Consider the following 19293-nt stretch of genomic DNA (forward strand, 5'->3'; position numbering starts at 1 on the left):
TATTTATTGTTAAGTCACTGACGATTTAACCTGTTTTACTTGGGTCATACTCAATGAAACCTTTTAGTACACTATCAATTTGACCCATAATTTCAGGTGACAATGTAACACTAGAAGCAATCACATTTTCTCTTATTTGCTCTGGATCTGAAGCGCCAATAATTGCAGAGGAAACAGCTGGATTTTGTAATACCCAAGCAACTGCGAGTTGAGATAAGGTAAGGTTAATTTCTTGTGCGATAGGTTTAATTTCCTGGATAGCGGTAAGCACATCATCACTCATCCAACGTTGCACGAGTTTGTTGAAAAAGGGTTTTCCTGCATCTGAATTAGCACGTGATTGGGCGGGGAGTGGTTTACCTGGTTGATATTTTCCAGTGAGAATACCTTGTGCGAGGGGAGACCAAACAATTTGGCCAATTCCTTCACGTTGACATGTTGGAATCACATCAGTTTCTATAACTCGCCACAACATCGAATATTGAGGTTGGCTAGCAATAAGAGGGATTTTCAATTCTCGTGCAAGTGCTGCACCGCGTGTGATTTGCTCCGATGTCCATTCACTTACGCCTAAATAAAGGACTTTCCCTTGTCTTACAAGATCTGAGAAAGCTAACATTGTTTCTTCCAGAGGTGTTGTTGTATCGAATCGATGTGCATAATAGACATCAATGTAGTCTGTATGTAGCCGTTGTAACGATGCATTACAATTTTCTATAATATGTTTTCGTGATAAACCTCGATCATTTTTTCCAGGTCCGGTCGGATGACATACTTTGGTACAAAGTTCTATACTTTCTCGGCGTATACCTTTCAAAGAGCGGCCAAGCACTTCCTCAGCGATAGTGTCTGAATAAACATCTGCAGTATCGAACGTTGTAATTCCAACATCTAATGCGGCTTTCACACATTCATTTGCAATATCTTCATTTACTTTTCCACCATGATTTATCCAGTTACCATATGCAATCTTACTTACTGTTAATCCACTGTTTCCGAGTTTGCTATATTCCATTGTAGAATCCCTCCTTAAAAATGATAACTTTATTATAAAAACTGAAATGTAGTATGTATAATATAAAATTAATCATACAGTTATATAAAAATTATATAAGAGGGAGTGTTTAAAAGTTTATTACTAGGGAAATCTAAAGGAAAAGTAGTATAGCAAATGTAAAGTATGCTTGCTCAATTTAAAGCTAAGAAATGATAAATAGACCTAGAAGAAAGCAATCATAATAATAGCACATATAATTGCATTTACTCATACAGTACTATCATGGTACAATATGGTTACTAACGACGGAAAGGAATGATGGGTGGACGATGATTAACTAATCTTATTTTTAAATGTTGAAATTCAATAAATTTCAATTTATAAAAAATAGGATTAGTCTGCCCAATTTCCATACAACAGTATTGCTATTTATGTTGCGCAATAGCTTATTTGGGTATAAATAATGTAATGACTAATCCTGCCAAATTTATTTGGGAGGATTTTTTTATTCTCCCTTAACGAAAGGGATCGGTATTATGAAAGAAATTTTAAAATTAAATGATGTTTATGTTGATATAAAGGAAAATACTTTGTTAGAGAAAATGAATTTGACAGTAAAACAAGGGGATGTTATCGGATTAATCGGTAAAAATGGTGCTGGTAAATCAACGTTACTTCAATTAATAAATGGTAAAATTGAGCCATCAAAAGGCATTGTTGAATGGCAGCAAATGAATATGACAACCGCATATGTAGAACAAGAAATAGAATCTTTTGTTAGTAACGATGTGATTGCAAAAGAAGCAGAACTTCTTGCGAAATGGGGCGTGCCAACGAACGATTTTCATATGTTAAGTGGTGGTGAAAAGCTGAAAGTTCGGTTAGCAAAAGGATTTGCCGAAAATCCTAATGTCTTAATATTAGACGAACCGACAAATCATTTAGATGAGATGAGTACGGAATTTCTCATTAAGCAAATTAAAAATATGAAAGGTACAGTTATCGTCGTATCGCATGATCGATACTTTTTAGATGTTGTCGCAACTAGAATATGGTCGATTGAGGATAAGAAATTAATTGACCATAGCGGTAATTATACGAGTTATATGAAAGCACGTGAGCATAAAAGAATGACGCAGCAACGTGAATATGAAAAACAACAAAAAAAGATAGAACAAGTAGAAAATCATATAAAAGAATTAAGTTCATGGTCACAAAAGGCACATGCGCAGTCTACAAAACAAGAAGGAGTGAAAGAATTTTATCGTGTAAAAGCGAAGCGAATGGATGCGCAAGTGAAGTCAAAACGAAAACGTCTTGAAAAAGAGCTGGAGAAAACGAAAGTAGAACGTGTGAAAGAAGAGTATTCAGTTGAATTTTCTATTCAAGCGAGTAAAAAAGTAGGAAAACGTTTCTTAGAAGTAAAACAATTACGGAAAGAATTTAATAAACGTACATTATTTGAAAACGTTAATTTTACAATCCAGCACGGTGAGAAGGTTGCGATTATTGGACCAAACGGTAGCGGGAAAACAACGTTACTAAAGATGATTATGGGGACAGAAGCTGCTGAAGGAGACGTATGGATTTCACCTTCAGCAAACATCGGTTATTTAACACAAGAAGTATTTGATTTACCACTTGATAAAACACCAGAAGATTTATTTTATAAAGAGACATTTGAAGAACGAGGAAAAGTCCAAAATTTAATGAAACATTTAGGATTTGAATCTTCCCAATGGAAAGAGCCGATTGAATATATGAGTATGGGGGAACGAGTGAAATGTAAGCTCATGGCTTATATTTTAGATGAAAAAGATGTACTTATTTTAGATGAACCGACGAATCACCTTGATCTACCTTCGCGTGAACAGCTTGAAAATACATTAGCTGAGTATAATGGAACACTCGTTATCGTTTCTCACGATCGATATTTTCTGGAGAAAACAACTAACACAAAACTCGTGTTTTTAAACAATACGATACAAAAACAGCTAGAAGAACCTACGAAAACAAGGGATGAAATTGAAGAGCTACGTTTAACGTTAGAAACAGAAAGACAAGAAGTATTAGGGAAATTAAGCTTTTTAACTTCTAAAGACAAAGAATATAAAGAACTAGATGAACGGTTTATGGAACTTACGAAGCAGATTAAGGCGCTTTAACGTAAGGAAGGGGGATTAAGGTGGGAGAAGAGAGTTTGACTAAGTTATTTAGAATAGATTGTGGTGATATATACCTACAAGAGTTTACGGTCAAAGATGCAGAGAGTATTTATAAAATAGCAAATCAACCGGAAATAGAAAAGTTTTTACCAGACTGGAAATCAACGAAAGAACAAAGGGTTAATTGGGTTGTAAATTATGAAATACCTGAAAATAAAGCGTTTCTTAATGCAGTGAGAACTACGACTAACATAGATGATCACATATTAAGACTAGGAATATTTAAGAAAACCACAAATGAATTTATTGGATGGTGCTGCACAGGCATGAAAGATGAACTCCCTGCACCGAACAGAGAAATTATGTATGCTGTTTCAAGTGAGTATCATAATAATGGTTATGCAACGAAAGCGACAAAAGGCTTGATCGGTTAATTATTTGAAAATACAAATGTGGATGTCCTTAACGCAATTGCTTTAATTAAAAATGTGCCATCAAATAAAGTTATTGAAAAATGCGGGTTTACTTATTTGGGTCAACAGATGATAGAAAATCAAATTTATAATCATTATGTATTGAGTAAATCCGGATGGATAAAAAATAGTGCTCTTTAAGGGGAGCGAGAATGCAAAAAAAGCTTAGAGCTAAAACTCTAAGCTTTTTTGCATTCTAAAGTACTAGTTAACCATACTAAAGTGTAGATTCTGGATGTATTTTTCGCCAAAAACAAATGCAGTAAGTTGTACATGCGAGAACTATTTCATAACATTATATCTAAAAGGTATTTGGGGGATTTTGTCGAATGTATATGTCTATGAAAACATTAATTTCTTACTCAAATCATCCTAAACATGAACCACTTTAGGCTTAAATAGAAGAATGTACGGCAAACGTGAAGGCAAGCGAAGGTTTGCATTTTATATTAGCGGTTGAGTGTTAGTGGATTTCAAATTTTAGGAATATGGAATAGTTTAAATAAGGGAGGGGAGAGCATATTATCATTTGGTTTCGTCACTTACCACAAATAAGTATGGATTTGTCAGAATGGACTCCTTTTATACAAAATGATTGGCACCGAAAACATTATATGAAGTTTGTATATGTACTTCAAATCAGTATTTTTCTAATACCGTATTATTTTGGAGCAAGTTTTACTCATATTAATATTTTTTATCTCATCATCATAGGTATTTTTGTTTTCATTGTTCATGAATGTCTACATATTATTGTTATAAATAAAAAAAGTGATATTAGCTTGACGTGTAGTGGAATATTTTTTTGGCTAAATACAAATGCAATCTTATCCAAAACGAGATTTTGGATCTTTATGAGCTTGCCTATTATTGTACTATCGGTCGTTCCTACTATTGTATCATTGTATGTATCAGGAAATATTAAATCAATTTTATTATTTGTATGTTGGATAAACACAATCATTTCTGCTTCAGATATATATAATTCATTATTAATTGCGATTAAACCGAAGAACTCAATTTTTTGTAGAGGTTATTATAAAGTGGAAGACAATAAAAAAGGGTATCTCAAAAACATTTCAACTAAAGGCATTAGATAAAAATATAACTTTGGGAAGGAAAAGACCGATAAAGCAATCGGTCTTTTCTTGTTTTTATAATAAAGATTTGATATACAATTGTATTTCCTGCCACTATACAATTATTATAAGATAGTTATGCGTTAATTTTAGTTTGAAAATAGTTTTATTATCAGTTTTTTTAGAAATCTTACAAGCGTGTAAGATAAATGAAAGATGAATCAATATGAGCAGTAATACAATTCATTTACACTCTATTGTGAGAAGTGCAAATGAAGGGAGAATAGAAATGGAAATTTTACATGCGAAAAATATTAGTAAAGTATATAAAGGGAAAATACCTTTTAAGGCATTAGTAGATATTGATTTATCAATTCAAGAAGGTGAATTTATAGGGATCATGGGGCCATCAGGTAGCGGGAAAACAACGTTATTAAATATGGTATCTACTATCGATTCTCCAACATCAGGAGAAATAGTAATAAACGGTACAAATCCTTTCCAGTTATCATCAGAAGATTTAGCTTTATTCCGTAGGAAACAATTAGGATTTGTTTTCCAATCATTTAATTTACTTAGTACGCTTACAGTGAAGGAAAATATCGTATTGCCGATGACATTAGATGGCGTTTCTGTGCAAGAAATGAACAAACGCGTACAAGAAATCGCAGAGAAATTAAATATTACAGATATATTGAATAAAAGAACGTTTGAAATATCAGGAGGCCAAGCCCAAAGAACAGCAATTGCTCGTGCAATTGTTCATAAGCCGCAATTATTACTTGCAGATGAACCAACAGGGAATTTAGATTCTAAATCTTCAAATGATGTAATGGAGATGTTAGATACTCTAAATAAGGAAGAAAAAGCTACGATGATGTTAGTGACTCATGATCCGTATGCAGCGAGTTTTTGCAGCAGAGTTATATTTATAAAAGATGGTCAATTATATAACGAAATTTATTGTGGTGAAAGCAGGCAAGCATTTTATCAAAAGATTATGGATGTCCTTTCTTTGTTAGGAGGGAAAAGGCATGACTTTTCGTCAGTTCGCATTTAATAATATTTTTCGTAATAAGCGTACATATGCTGCCCATTTTTTAAGTAGTGCATTTTCTATAATGATTTTCTTTACGTATGCTCTTTTATTATTCCATCCTGATTTACAGGGGGAGTTGAAATCGACAAGTAAAACAATAAGTACATTTGGTACATTAGGATTTGAAGTTTCTCAAGGTTTGATTTTTGTCTTTTCATTCTTCTTCATTCTATATTCAGTGAGTTCGTTTTTAAAAACGCGTAAGAAAGAATTTGGCATTTTAATGATGCAAGGTATGTCAATGAGACAGCTTAAGAAGTTATTGTTAATTGAAAATATGTTAATTGGACTTGGTTCGATTTGTATTGGGATTCTTATCGGCCTCGTATTTTCTAAACTAGTTTTATTAATAAGTGCCAGTGTATTAATGATTAGGGTGTGTCTAAAAACTGTTGTTCATTGTGTTAATCGAAAAATGGCAGCGATATACACAAAGGCTAAAAAAGAAGATGCCAGCTTATCATAACGTGTTGCGATTCTACGGAAATGCTTGATTTTATTGAAAAAACACTCCACTAAATGGCGTTCTTTATATAAATACCAATCCACATTCCAAGGAGCTTTCGCATTTGACCTGGGTGGAATGGTATAGGTTGCTTCATGATCGGTAATATAGTTACGAATCGTATGAGAACCATAGGCCTTGTCACCAAGAATATTGCTGCCCTTAATCGGTATTTCATCCAAAAGCTCGCAAACAGGAGTGCTATCAAAAATATTTCCGCCAGTCAAATGAAATAAAATGGGGTTGCCTAAACCATCAACAATTGCATGGATTTTGGTAGTTTTTCCACCGCGACTCATGCCAATATGCTGATGACACTCATGATTTACAGCCTTTTTTTTGCACCAGCACTATGTTGATGCGCTTTGATACTGGTTGAATCTATGCTGAGGTTTTCAAGATCCGGTTCAGCATTTAATTCTTGAAAAATAGTCAGTAAGACACCTTCATCACGCCATTTGCAGAAGCGAGCATACACGGTTTTCCATAATCCGTAATGGTCCGGCAAATCACGCCAGGGAGCGCCGCTCCTAGCTATCCATAAAATAGCATTGAACATTTCACGATTACTCCTTTTAGGCGGACGACCAGTAAAATACGGTGGGAAAAAGTCTTTGATTTGTTCCCATTGTTCATTTGTAAGTTCGTAGCGGCGTGGCGTCATAGAAAATACCCCTCTCTAAATGATTTGAGGTAATCCTATCATAGAAATAGTTTTTAGACACACCCTAGTAACGGCTTACCTTTTTATATGCCAGTGAAGGCGGTATTATTAACTGGCATCACGTTTCTATTCTTATTTTTAATTGTTTCGCTAGTTACTTTTAAAATGATAAAAGTAACAGAACTTGTGGAACTTATTCAAGCAGGGGAAAAGCCAAAGCCTGAACCGAAATCGTCAATTCTATTATCAATTTTTTCTTTATTTAGTATAGGATATGGCTATATTTTAGTATTTCGCTTTATCCCAAGTTATAGTTTTATTACGCTCGGAATGGGTGTGCTCCTAGTAATTATAGGAACGTACTTTTTATATACACAGTGTAGCGTTTATATATTGCATCTTGTGAAAAGGAGTGAATCTTTCTTTTTAAAGAGAACCAATATATTAACATTTTCAGAATTAATATACCGTATGAAAGATAATGCAACAATGTTTTTTATAGTATCTATTATTTCAGCAGTTGCTTTTACAGCAATTGGCACGACAGCAGCTCTTGGAAATAAAGATTTGGTAAGGATGACAAACCCGTATACATTTCTGTATACAGCTCCTGATAAAAATAAAATAACGGATAAACATCTCTCGATTATAAAAAAACATCTTGCTGATTCTAATATTCCATATCGAATGGCTTCCACTTCAGATATTTATACAGAAAGTAATGTAAATGTAATGAAGTTAAGTGAATATAACGAACTTGCGAGAGCACTCGGGTACCAACAAGAAACGATTGAAAAAGAAGATGAAATGTTATTAATCCCTGGAGTCGTATCACAAAAACAAGAGTTTAAAAATGGTGATTATAAAAAGAATATTGAAGTCATTCAAGGCGATTGGACAAAGACATTTCATGTGAAAAAAACTGTAGATAATTTAGTTTTGCCACACGATACGGAAGGGATTAACATTGCGATTCAAGATCATGTGTATGATGAAATTCCGCTTAATAGTAATCTAGATTTTGAAAATATTATTCAATATCGAACTTATGGATTTGTTGTAGATGATTGGATAAAAACGAAAGAGATTTCAAACCAATTAAGTGACATATTCGATCAAGATCCTAGAGACATACATTTTGAATTTAGAGCACTAACTATAGAGTTGTTAAGTGCAAAACAAACGAATGGGTTATTACTTATGGCAAGTGTTTTAGTTGGAATCGTCTTCTTTACTTTCGCTGCTAGTTTTATTTATTTCCGGTTATATACTGATTTGGACCGCGATCAGCAGCAATATAAGATGATTTCGAAAATAGGATTAAGTAAACGAGAGTTGAAAAAAGTTGTAACAAGACAATTAGTATTAATGTTCTTCTTACCGATTATCGTTGCAGTGATTCATACTGTGGTGGCTTATATGGCATTACAACAATTAGTCGATTTTTCTATTATGAATAGCTCTATCATAATTTTAATTTCATTTATATGTATACAAGTTTTATATTTCTTTATAACTCGTTGGCGTTACTTACAAAAGCTTTATAAAACTATGGAACAGTAGAGAATATCAGCAAGTAAGATTGCAGAAAAGCATGTAAAAAAACAATTTGAGTTATGAAAGGAACTGTGATGAAAAAAACACTCTCTATTTTCATATTAAGTATATTAATTTTAATAAGTTTAAGTGCATGCTCTAAAAATGAAAACAGATTTCCAGCTAACGGCGTATTAATCATTGGAGATGAGAATCATACTTCAACAATTATAAATCGTTATAAGGGAAACACGAAAGAACATGAAGCTTTTTCAGTGAAAACAGGTAGATTTGATCAAAATAGGGTTCTGATAATAAATGAATCTACTGCACAAGCGATGATTAATGCAAAGATTTTTCGTAAACGTGATCAAGCATCTCTTTCCAAAACGTTAGATACGTTGCCGAATTTTCCAAAAGAAAGTTCCTTATTATTTATAAATGAAGAAGAAAAGAATATAAAAAGTATTGAAATAGAAGGAAGCAAGATACCTGTTACATATGGTAGTGATGCTTGGCTTGGCAATAAACGTGACTATGGAGCACTATGGTATATCATTGTGGCGAAAAATAGTGTGTATAAAGAAATAAAGGCAAATGAAACGAATATGCAACTTCTACACTTGAAAAAGTCATTAGGTGATGAAAATCCTAAAATATCGACAGATAATACGTTGATTAATGAAAAAGTAAAAGTAAGAAAGTTAATTGAAGGTTTTAAAGGGGAAGTATCAGTTCAGTTTGTAACGATTGGAGGCAAATCTAAAAAAAGAGTTCAAGGTTGATAGAAATATTATCAACTTTGAACTCTTTTTAGTTTATTCCACTATTTGTGAGGAGTGGAGCTTGATTTATTGACCATTCATATAACAAAATTACATTACTTCGTTTAATCGACTCTCGTTTGTTTCTTCAATCGCATTTGAATTTTGAACCGAATTATTTTGAGCTTCTTTTTCTTTACGAACTTTTTGTAGCATTTCAAGGATGATCCATAAAGGAACGCCTTTATCCTTTAACATCTTCCATAAATCTAATTCGTTAAATTTATGCTCAGGTTGTTTCATTTCTTTTTCAGATGAACGAATATCAAATTTGATAGGATCATTTGATTTTTTATCTTCAAGTTTAGTAGAAGAGATAGTATTATGCTCAAGAGTAGTAGGAGTTAACTTAGTAGATTGAGATAGTGTATGAGTATTTAATCCGATTTGCATATCGTTTTACCTCCTTTTCATGTAATGAAGATAGTTTTTTCATAATGTTATAGATTAGTTTAATATAAGGAAACTATATTTAATTATAAATTTAAATAATCAGATTTACAAGTTGTATTGTAAAAAGTGAATGCTTACTTGAATTAATATTTATCAACATTTATGTATCTTTTCTATATATACAACGTATATAAAATACTTTACATTATGTTTAAGTTTAAAACTGATTTTGTCAATTTATTCTCAAGAAAATGAAAGCGTTTAATTAGGGGGGAGAAAGTATGGGGAAGTTATTTTTAAAAATATGTTTTTTTGCATTAGTGACTGTTTGTTCATTGGCGGCGAAAATAACATACGCTGAAGAGAGACAACAAAATAATTATCCTATCATTTTAGTAAACGGGTTTGCCGGATGGGGTAGAGAGGAAATGTTAGGGGTTAAATATTGGGGTGGTGTTCATGATATACAGGAAGATTTGAAACGCAAAGGTTATACGGTACATACCGCAGCTGTTGGACCTGTGTCTAGTAACTGGGATCGTGCATGTGAATTATATGCGCAAATTAACGGTGGTACAGTAGACTACGGTGCCGCACATGCTGAAAAACATGGACATAATCGTTTTGGCAGAACTTATAGTGGTTTTGCACCGAATTGGAGTGAAACAAATAAAGTTCATTTAGTTGGGCATAGCATGGGTGGACAAACGATTAGAACATTAGTACAGCTATTAAAAGAAGGCAGTTTTGAAGAAAAAAATTATGTGAAAAATCATCCGAATACAAATATATCACCACTATTTGAGGGCGAGAAATCATATGTTCATAGTGTGACAACATTAGCAACTCCTCACAATGGCACAACACTTGCGGATGGTAGTCTTCTACTGCCGTTCGTTAAAGATTTACTCATTACAGCTGCAAGTTTAGGAGGAAACAATAATTTATCATTATACGATTTTAAATTGGATCAATGGGGGTTAAAAAAGAATGCTGGAGAGTCCCCATTCCAATATATTGATCGTATTTTAAATAGTTCAATTTGGAAAAATACAAAAGACATTAGTCAATGGGATTTAAGTACTGATGGTGCAAATGAGTTAAATAATTGGGTAAAGACGCAATCGAATGTATATTACTTATCCTATAGTGGACAGGCATCGCAAGCTGCACCAATAACCGGTTTACATTTGCCTCATATAACGATGAATAAAGTGTTAATGGGTAATGCATTTTTCTTAGGTTCTTACGCAAGATATGAAGAAAACCGGCCATTAATTAATACTTCTTGGTGGCAAAATGACGGTGTAGTAAATACAAATTCTATGATTGCACCATCTTCTAATGCTACACTAAATAATAAGGAGTCTTTACAGATTGGAAAATGGAATCATATTGAAACGAAAGCAAATTGGGACCATCTCGACATGGTAGGATTAAGTGTTTCAGATACGTTAGGTTTTTCTAGCATTCAAGAGTTTTATAGAACAATTGCTGAAAAGCTAGCACATTTACCAAAATAGGTATTAATAAAGCGCTCTCGATGGAATTCGAGGGCGCTTTATATTATATTGAAAGAGGGATATGGTAGAAAAATATGGGGGTATATTATGAGAATTCAAGTTGTATTATCAGGATATGGAACAGTTGGCAGAGAGTTTGTAAAATTATTAAACGAAAAATATTCATATATATATGAAACATACGGGATTCAATTAGTTGTAAGTGGCGTATTAGGTAGAAATATTGCAATACATAATGAGGACGGATTATCTATTCAGCACTTATTAATGTATGGTGGCGGTAGTGCTGCAATTGAAGAATATATTGAACATCATCCGAATGAACGAGCAACAGATAACATATGTGGTACTGTATTAGTAGAATCAACCGTTACAAATCTTAAAGATGGAAATCCAGGGAAACAATATATAAAACAAGCGATTGAGAAACAAATGGATATAGTAGCAATTTCAAAAGGCGCACTCGTTACAAACTGGCGAGAAATAAATGAAGCGGCAAAAATTGCAAATGTACGAATTCGATATAGTGGTGCAACTGCGGCCGCATTACCGACACTTGATATTGGTCAATTTAGTTTAGCGGGTTGCCATATTGAAAAAATAGAAGGGATTTTAAACGGGACTACAAATTATATCCTTTCGAAAATGAATGAGGAAGATATTACGTTTGAAGAAGCACTGAAAGAAGCGCAAAGTAAAGGAATTGCTGAAACGAACCCAATATTAGATGTAAGTGGTTCTGATAGTGCATGTAAATTGTTACTTTTGACAAACAGTTTAATGGGAACAGAAAATACGCTTACAGATATACATATAAAAGGAATCGAACATGTTACAAAACAACAAATTAGAAATGCTAAGGAACAAAAAAAATATATTAAATTAATAGCTTCAGCATATAAGGATAAGGACGGTAAAGTGTCTCTTCATGTGGAACCGTACAAAATAGATAAAAATCATCCGCTAGCAAAAGTAAATGGGACAGAAAAAGGAATTACGTTCTTTACAGATACGATGGGGCAAGTTACTACAATTGGTGGTGCTTCTAATCCACGCGGAGCCGCAGCAGCAGCTTTAAAAGATATTATTAACTTATATCGTAAAGATTTGTACCGTATTAACGAGGGGTAATATCCCTCATTGATTACTAGCCTTCACTTTATAAGACCGTACCGCCCTTTATAAAAAATACATATGTAGTGGACCTTTTGAGAAAGAAATAAATATGCAAAAATGATTGCAGGGGGTAAGGAATTGTTTAAAGATTTTAAAGTTGTGAAAGATCGTCCCGTTTATATTCAATTGAAAGATTATTTGAAAAAGATGATTATGAAAGGTCATTTGCTCGGGGATCAAAAAATCCCTTCAACTAGGGAACTAAGTGAATTACTAAGTGTGAGCAGAAATACTGTACTCGCTGCTTATGCAGATTTAGAGCAAGAAGGACTCATTTATGCAGTTAAAGGTAAAGGGAATTTTGTAGAGAAGGTTGATATATCGAACACTTCGTCTGTTGAAATAGATTGGAAAAATAAACTTAATACCGTTACCTTATTAGCGGATGAATTAGATTTAATGAAACATGGTGTTCGCTGGGAAAAAGGAATGATTGTTTTTAATAGCATTGCTCCGGACGAAAAGCTATTTGATGTGGAAAATTTCAAAAGAGCTTTTCTTACTCGTATGTCCATTGAAGGGGATGTCGTATTAAACTACGGATACGCAAAAGGTTATAGACCTTTAATGAATTATCTACTTCATTATATGGAAATGAAAGGTGTAGATATTTCGAACAAAGATATTTTAATTACAAATGGATTTACAGAAGGATTAGACATCGTACTATCCTCGTTATCGAAGAAATCAGGGCGGGTTATTTGTGAGAATCCAACTCACCATGCTGCATTGAAGCTTTTCCGTTTACATGGACTTGAAGTTCACGGAATTAATATGAATGAAGATGGCATCGATACGAACGAAGTAGAAAAAAGTTTGCGTGAAAAAGAGTTTGATTTCGCATATTTAATTCCTTCCTATCATAATCCAACCGGTATTGTTACGAGTTCGGAGAAAAGAACGGAACTGATGAGATTATTCTCCAAATATAAAGTTCCTATTATAGAAGATGGATTTAATGAAGAGTTACGTTATTCAGGTTCACATTTAGCGCCATTATTAGCTTTTGCTGGCGCTGGTAATAATGTAATTTATATTAGTAGCTTTTCAAAGGTACTTTTCCCTGGTTTACGTGTAGGCTGGATTATCGCAGATAAAGAACTGATTCATCATTTAGAAAGTGTAAAAAGAGCAAGAACGATTCACACATCTACGTTAGATCAAGCTGTTCTATTTCAATATTTACATGAAGGATATTTTGAAAAATATTTAAAAAAGGCAAGATCAGTATATAAGAAAAAATATGAGTTAGCTGTTGGGGCGTGTAACGAGTACATTCCGTTTCAAAGAATGACCGGTGATGGTGGACTTCATTTATTTATAGAGTTAGAAGAAAAAATTCATGCCCGCACACTTTTACAAAAGTGTTATGAGCAAGGGGTTACATTTTCTCCTGGAGATGTTTTTTATTCTGATGGAGGAGGAGCGACTACTTTTCGATTAGGGTTTTCACGTCTGAAAGAAGAAGAAATAGTTCGTGGAATCAAAATAATCGGTGATACAATAAAAAATGAAATTTGGAGTTGAGGAAATGAGAATTGGCGTTATTATGGGTGGAGTATCCTCTGAAAAACAAGTATCAATTATGACTGGAAATGAAATGATTGCAAATTTAGATAAAAATAAATATGAAATCGTACCAATTACGTTAAATGAAAAAATGGATTTAATCGAAAAAGCGAAAGACATTGATTTTGCGCTGCTCGCATTACATGGGAAATACGGGGAAGATGGGACGGTTCAAGGCACGCTTGAAAGTTTAGGTATTCCTTATAGCGGGAGCAATATGTTATCTAGCGGTATATGTATGGACAAAAATATTTCGAAAAAGATTTTACGCTATGAAGGTATAGAAACACCCGATTGGATTGAACTTACAAAAATGGCGGATCTAAATCTTGATAAACTAGATAAGTTAGGATTTCCGTTAGTGGTAAAGCCAAACTCTGGTGGATCAAGTGTTGGGGTAAAGATTGTATATGATAAAGATGAATTAATTTCAATGCTGGAAACTATGTTTGAATGGGATTCTGAAGTAGTAATAGAGAAGTATATAAAAGGTGATGAGATTACATGTTCAATTTTTGATGGAAAACAGTTACCTATTATTTCAATCCGACATGCAGCTGAGTTCTTTGATTACAATGCAAAATATGATGATGTTAGTACAATTGAAGAAGTTATCGAACTTCCAGGAGAATTGAAGGAACGTGTAAACAAAGCGTCACTGGCTTGTTATAAAGCATTGAAATGCAGCGTTTATGCAAGGGTGGATATGATGGTAAAGGACGGAATTCCATATGTAATGGAGGTTAATACATTACCAGGGATGACACAAGCAAGTTTACTACCGAAAAGTGCAGATGCAGCTGGTATTCATTATAGTAAACTATTAGATATGATTATTGAAACTTCATTAAAAGTAAGAAAAGAAGAAGGGTTTTAAGTAGCAGTATCATGAATACTTTTGACAGTAACATGAAGTATGTTATGATGAATACAATACGAAAATTAAATATTTATCCACTAGGGGGGCCTATTATAGGCTGAGATCAAATGGAAATTTGAGACTCTTAGTACCTGATCTGGTTAATACTAGCGTAGGGAAGTGGGAAGACATTACTATTTTATGAATAAATACTGTCAATTTCACTTTCTTTACGTTTGTAAAGAAAGTTTTTTTATTTTACAGATTTAATAACTGTGGATAAATACTTAAATTTTATAATTTATTGGAGGGGTTTAAATGAAATTTTCACAATCATTACGTCAAGAAGTAGATTCAATTTGGGAAGCTAGTTTTCATCACCCTTTTGTAAAACAACTTGGTGAAGGAACGTTAGATTTAGCTAGTTTTCGCTATTATGTGCTTCAAGATTCATATTATTTGAGTCACTTTGCTAGAGTACAAACTTTAGGAGCTGCAAAAGCACTGGAATTAGAAACGACAGCTCGTATGGCACACCATGCTCGAAATACATACGAGGCGGAATTATCTTTACATGAGAATTTTGCGAAGAAACTAGGGATAACACAAGAAGAAAAAGATAATTTTATCCCTGCTCCAACTGCATACGCTTATACTTCACATATGTATCGTGCTGCGTATGAAGGACATTTAGGCGATATCATTGCAGCAATTTTACCTTGCTATTGGTTGTATTATGAAATTGGTGAGCGTTTAAAAGAGTGTCAGCCAGAAGAGCAAATTTATAACGAATGGATTTCTGCTTATGGATCTGATTGGTTCCGCACATTAGTTGAAGAGCAAATTACACGATTAGATACTATCGCTGAAAAGGTGACAGAGTCTGACCGTAAGCGAATGAAACAGCATTTTATTATTAGTAGTCAATATGAATATTCATTTTGGGAAATGGCTTATACTTTAGAAAAGTGGCCAGTGGAAAAAGAAGTAAACGATGTAATTGGATAAAGAATAGAAGTAATGTTATAGATAGGTATGGATAATACCTATCTATATTTCAAACATATCTTGAAACAGCAGCAAATATCGAATGGGTAATTCCAGGGATTTGGAAAACTATTTTGATAGATGTTCCTCAAGGTATACTTGTTCTTATAGGTGCAATTGCTTTATATGATTTCACAAAAGAGGTATCAGAAAAAGACGCATCAATCTAAATGCGTCTTTTTTCAATTTTCTTCAATTAGCAATTTCATGGAGTGCTTGCTGGAAAAATGAAAAAAAAAACCTTATCAGGGTTTTTTTGTAGGAGTTTCTTAACCGTTATTGAATCCTGTTATTAATAGGTGTTTAGAAGCTACTACGGACGAGATTGTTTATTTGGATAGTGAAGTATATACAAGGTTAGGAATATGTGATGGCACGCTCAGAAAGTATATGGAAGTGTTATAACGAGAGGCATTTACATTACAGAAAAATCTAAGCTGCAGACGGGAATACACAGGATACGGCATCATGGTTATTGAGAAATGAATTGAACTTAGTAAGCATGAGGATATGACGCTAGAATTCACGTTTTATAATTTCTATTTTAAAAAATGAGCCCATAGTAAAAATAGGTATATGAACAAGGTGCATCATCAAGTGGTAAGTCATACTTTGTTGGTGTATGTATTGAACTTAGTTTAAAGCGTTATTTCTACTTAGATGTAATGAACAGAAATATAGGAAAACATCGATGAGGTTGTATTTTATAAACGGAGGTCATGAAAATGAATCAGTTTCAACAAGAACTACAAGCGTTAAGCCTTAATGATTACCGGTCTGGAAATATTGTGTATTGGGACCAACAAAACCAATATCCATATTATTATATTGAAGATGCTGCTCGTCGCTGTGGCGGTTGTGGTCGTTGTGGAGGTTGTGGAGGGCGCTGTGGTGGATTTCGTTGTGGTGGATTCCGTTGTATTGGTTGCTTCGGTTGTTTTGGTTGTGGCGGCTGTGGTAGTTGTGGTAATTGTTCCAATTGTTTTAGTGGTTTTAATGGTACTACTGATACAACTGGTACTATTGTAACATATGAATATTGATAAGAGAAAAAAGGAATCCAATAGTGAAGTATTATATAATTTTTATTAAAGAATTTAATAAAAACACATGTAGCATTCAAGTGAAAGAATGATATTTAGATTTTTAGTTGTAAATCAAGATAAGATATATAAAGCAATGACTAGACTTAAAACCTAATCATTGCTTTTTTATATTTTTACCATCAAATAAGGGATCTGTTGCTTCTAATTAGTGGGTAGCGAAAGGAATTATTACAACTATGTAAGGTTAATGTAATGTTAATCGATAGTAAATGAAGATACTTGAGTGTATTTTAAATAAGATTTAAAAGAACTGTTTATTTTTAAAATATTGGGGTAAGTAAAATTCTATTAGGAAGTGTATTAAAATGATTGAACTTAAATCTATTATCCATTCGTACAAACTAAAGAGAAAAATAGCAAGGGATTTATACGGAAACAGAGATGAATTGACACTGTTATTAAATGAATTTAATAAAATGAAACACACAGTAACATGTGAAAAAAAGAAAAATAATATATTATCTCGTTTACAATTAATTTATCAACATATGAAATTAGATAAACGGTATCCTCTTCCAATTACTTTTAATAGTAAATTATTGGATCGATTAGAAAAAGAATCTCTTCATTCTATTGAGGAAGGTATAGCATGTCTACAATTAATGTTAAATATGAATTATGAGAAAATAAAACAATATGGATCGAGTACAAGTAGGTCATTTGTTCCGTTATCACAGTCATCCATTTGTCTTGCTGATTGTGTTTGTATAACTGGATTTGTATTAGGATTACTAGGTGCAATTACATTAGGGGGATTAGTTTTATCTGTATGTTCAATTACATAAAGGTTGTTATTTGCAAGAAGGGCACTGACTTAAGGTGTTCTTTTTTAGTTTTATTGTAAAAGTTATTGTAAATGATAAATACATTGCATTATATAATTCGAATGTATTGAAATCGAGATTTTAGGGGGTGCTGTATAAGCGATTAAATATCATTCTTGATGAAAAAGATGCACTTCGAAAAGAGTTAAGTGAAGTATCAAAAAAATGAACAAAATAGTTATTTTAATAAAATAAGGGGAGATCAGGGGAGTGAAAAGAAAAGAACCCTCTATTTAAAGAGTTCTTCTGGTGATTTAATCTATTACTTGCACTCATGGTAATATTCATCGTACGAATCATTCTTATCATTGCAACAGATGCAAAAAGTTTTTTGGATCAAAATATCAATAAAATCAAGGATTTCAGTATTATTAGTGAGGGTAAGACTTTGGAAATCTTCTACTTGAAATACTCTTGTTTCACCTGGGACAAGGGTGGCGATAATTGGTGTGGGGGACCTTCTTGTTCGAATAGTTACTTCAATCGAGCTAACATCACTGGGAACAGATATTTGAATTAATGTTTTATTGTGGTTATTGGTGAAATCTTCAAAAACTCTTCTTGAAGCGCCCGGAGGTACGATAATAGTTAAAGGTGAATTTTCAGTTGGGGTGGTATTTGAACCAGCTATGGTATGAGTTTCGATATAGCAGTTATCTTTTTGACAATGAGAATACGATGGTTCATTATAATACTTTTTACAATAATCATTTTGATTATTGCAGCAGATACAAAATGTTTTTTGAATAAATATAGAAATGTTACTATTGATATTAGTATTATTTGTGAGAGTGAGGCTATGAAAATCCTCTACTTGGAATACCTTGGTTTCACCTGCAACTAATGTTACAGTAATCGGCAGACGAGAACTTCTTGTTCGGATAGTTACTTCAATTGGTTGAGAAGTACCAGGAATGCGAAGATCAAGTAATGTTTTATTGTGGTTATTGGTGAAATCTTCAAAAGCAGTTCTTGTAGTGTTAGCTGGTACGTTGAAATTTAAAGCTGTATTCGAACCAGTTATTGTATGGGTTTTGATAAAACAGTTATCTTTTTGATGGTGAGAATACGATTGTTTTTTATAATACTTTTTACCACCTTTATAAAAATAATCAGCCATATGAATTTATAGCTCCCTTCTTTTTGATGTTTATATAGTCTATTTAATAAAGCGAATTAGTGCTTGTACAAAATTATAAAATTTGCTCTCGTAATTACTTGAAAATGTTATTTGAAAATTAAAGAGCGCCATCCAAGGCGCACTCGGATAAAAACTAATATTGAAAAAGAATACCACATGATATCGTATGTATGCTTCTAAGGTGTGTGCGGATTTAATCTAAAATAGATATTTGAATAAAATGAAGAGTAACCCATGTTTATTAATGAATATATATAGTGAGCAGGCTCATGGTTGAGGAACGGGATTTTATTGATTTCTAATGTGAAAAGAG

The 19293-nt window shown here is 33.1% G+C and carries 15 protein-coding genes, 5 pseudogenes and 1 riboswitch; of the genes and pseudogenes, 16 read left to right on the plus strand and 4 right to left on the minus strand.

The annotated features are described in order from the left end of the window. Positions 1-25: 25 nt before the first annotated feature. Entirely contained in the window at positions 26-1015 is a 990-nt protein-coding gene (locus QCI41_RS02965; protein WP_353838395.1) for an aldo/keto reductase family protein, read from the minus strand. 518 nt (positions 1016-1533) lie between these two features. Here QCI41_RS02965 and abc-f point away from each other — a divergent pair. From abc-f to QCI41_RS02990, 5 genes and pseudogenes are all read left to right on the plus strand, one after another. Further along, a complete protein-coding gene (gene abc-f / locus QCI41_RS02970; RefSeq protein WP_353838394.1) occupies positions 1534-3162 on the plus strand; it encodes a ribosomal protection-like ABC-F family protein in 1629 nt (542 codons plus the stop codon). Positions 3163-3182: 20 nt separating this feature from the next. Next, positions 3183-3776: pseudogene (locus QCI41_RS02975) on the plus strand (GNAT family N-acetyltransferase). Between the two features lie 416 nt (positions 3777-4192). Then, positions 4193-4735, plus strand: coding sequence for a DUF3267 domain-containing protein (locus tag QCI41_RS02980; protein ID WP_353838392.1), 543 nt, complete (start codon positions 4193-4195; stop codon positions 4733-4735). A gap of 268 nt (positions 4736-5003) precedes the next feature. Next, on the plus strand, positions 5004-5774 hold the full coding sequence (locus QCI41_RS02985; protein ID WP_353838391.1) for an ABC transporter ATP-binding protein: 771 nt from the start codon (positions 5004-5006) through the stop codon (positions 5772-5774). Further along, positions 5749-6186: pseudogene (locus QCI41_RS02990) on the plus strand (FtsX-like permease family protein); the annotation flags it as partial. The gene QCI41_RS02985 and the pseudogene QCI41_RS02990, both read left to right, overlap by 26 nt. 23 nt (positions 6187-6209) lie before the next feature. Here the strand turns inward: QCI41_RS02990 and QCI41_RS02995 are convergent. Beyond that, positions 6210-6982 (minus strand): IS5 family transposase gene (locus QCI41_RS02995; RefSeq protein ID WP_483299041.1). Its coding sequence is split into 2 segments (ribosomal slippage): positions 6210-6652 and positions 6652-6982, totalling 774 coding nucleotides; the frame shifts between segments, so codons are not numbered across the junction. Positions 6983-7048: 66 nt separating this feature from the next. On the opposite strand from QCI41_RS02995, the pseudogene QCI41_RS03000 reads away from it, so the two are divergent. Beyond that, positions 7049-8545: pseudogene (locus tag QCI41_RS03000) on the plus strand (ABC transporter permease); the annotation flags it as partial. 68 nt (positions 8546-8613) lie between these two features. Further along, complete coding sequence (locus tag QCI41_RS03005) at positions 8614-9303, plus strand: lipoprotein BA_5634 family protein (protein WP_353838390.1); 690 nt, start codon at positions 8614-8616, stop codon at positions 9301-9303. Between the two features lie 90 nt (positions 9304-9393). Here the strand turns inward: QCI41_RS03005 and QCI41_RS03010 are convergent, their stop codons facing one another. Continuing rightward, the gene (locus tag QCI41_RS03010) at positions 9394-9735 is read right to left on the minus strand and encodes a DUF3914 domain-containing protein (protein ID WP_060488496.1); all 342 of its coding nucleotides are present in this window, start codon (positions 9733-9735) and stop codon (positions 9394-9396) included. Positions 9736-10016: 281 nt separating this feature from the next. On the opposite strand from QCI41_RS03010, the gene QCI41_RS03015 reads away from it, so the two are divergent. From QCI41_RS03015 to QCI41_RS03055, 9 genes and pseudogenes are all read left to right on the plus strand, one after another. Next, positions 10017-11258, plus strand: a complete 1242-nt coding sequence (locus QCI41_RS03015; protein WP_353838389.1) for an esterase/lipase family protein — start codon at positions 10017-10019, stop codon at positions 11256-11258. An 87-nt stretch (positions 11259-11345) separates the two neighbouring features. Beyond that, positions 11346-12389, plus strand: a complete 1044-nt coding sequence (locus tag QCI41_RS03020) for a homoserine dehydrogenase (protein WP_353838388.1) — start codon at positions 11346-11348, stop codon at positions 12387-12389. Between the two features lie 123 nt (positions 12390-12512). After that, complete coding sequence (gene pdxR / locus QCI41_RS03025; RefSeq protein ID WP_353838387.1) at positions 12513-13961, plus strand: MocR-like pyridoxine biosynthesis transcription factor PdxR; 1449 nt, start codon at positions 12513-12515, stop codon at positions 13959-13961. 4 nt (positions 13962-13965) lie between these two features. Then, positions 13966-14880, plus strand: a complete 915-nt coding sequence (ddlB, locus tag QCI41_RS03030; protein WP_353838386.1) for a D-alanine--D-alanine ligase — start codon at positions 13966-13968, stop codon at positions 14878-14880. Between the two features lie 72 nt (positions 14881-14952). After that, positions 14953-15058, plus strand: a riboswitch (TPP riboswitch). A 122-nt stretch (positions 15059-15180) separates the two neighbouring features. Beyond that, positions 15181-15870, plus strand: a complete 690-nt coding sequence (gene tenA, locus QCI41_RS03035; RefSeq protein WP_353838385.1) for a thiaminase II — start codon at positions 15181-15183, stop codon at positions 15868-15870. Between the two features lie 38 nt (positions 15871-15908). Beyond that, positions 15909-16079, plus strand: a pseudogene (locus tag QCI41_RS03040) (DUF3937 family protein); the annotation flags it as partial. A gap of 121 nt (positions 16080-16200) precedes the next feature. Beyond that, positions 16201-16392 (plus strand): annotated as a pseudogene (locus QCI41_RS03045) (hypothetical protein); the annotation flags it as partial. A 236-nt stretch (positions 16393-16628) separates the two neighbouring features. Beyond that, positions 16629-16952, plus strand: a complete 324-nt coding sequence (locus QCI41_RS03050) for a heterocycloanthracin/sonorensin family bacteriocin (RefSeq protein WP_353838384.1) — start codon at positions 16629-16631, stop codon at positions 16950-16952. A 368-nt stretch (positions 16953-17320) separates the two neighbouring features. Beyond that, positions 17321-17800 (plus strand): homoserine dehydrogenase, encoded by a 480-nt coding sequence (locus QCI41_RS03055; protein ID WP_353838383.1) that lies wholly within the window; start codon positions 17321-17323, stop codon positions 17798-17800. Between the two features lie 301 nt (positions 17801-18101). On the opposite strand, the gene QCI41_RS03060 is transcribed toward QCI41_RS03055, so the two are convergent. Next, positions 18102-18959, minus strand: coding sequence for an exosporium protein D (locus QCI41_RS03060; RefSeq protein ID WP_120340851.1), 858 nt, complete (start codon positions 18957-18959; stop codon positions 18102-18104). Between the last annotated feature and the right edge of the window lie 334 nt (positions 18960-19293).

The sequence above is a fragment of the Bacillus cereus group sp. MG4 genome, assembly GCF_040460055.1.
Taxonomy (GTDB): Bacteria; Bacillota; Bacilli; order Bacillales; family Bacillaceae_G; genus Bacillus_A; species Bacillus_A wiedmannii.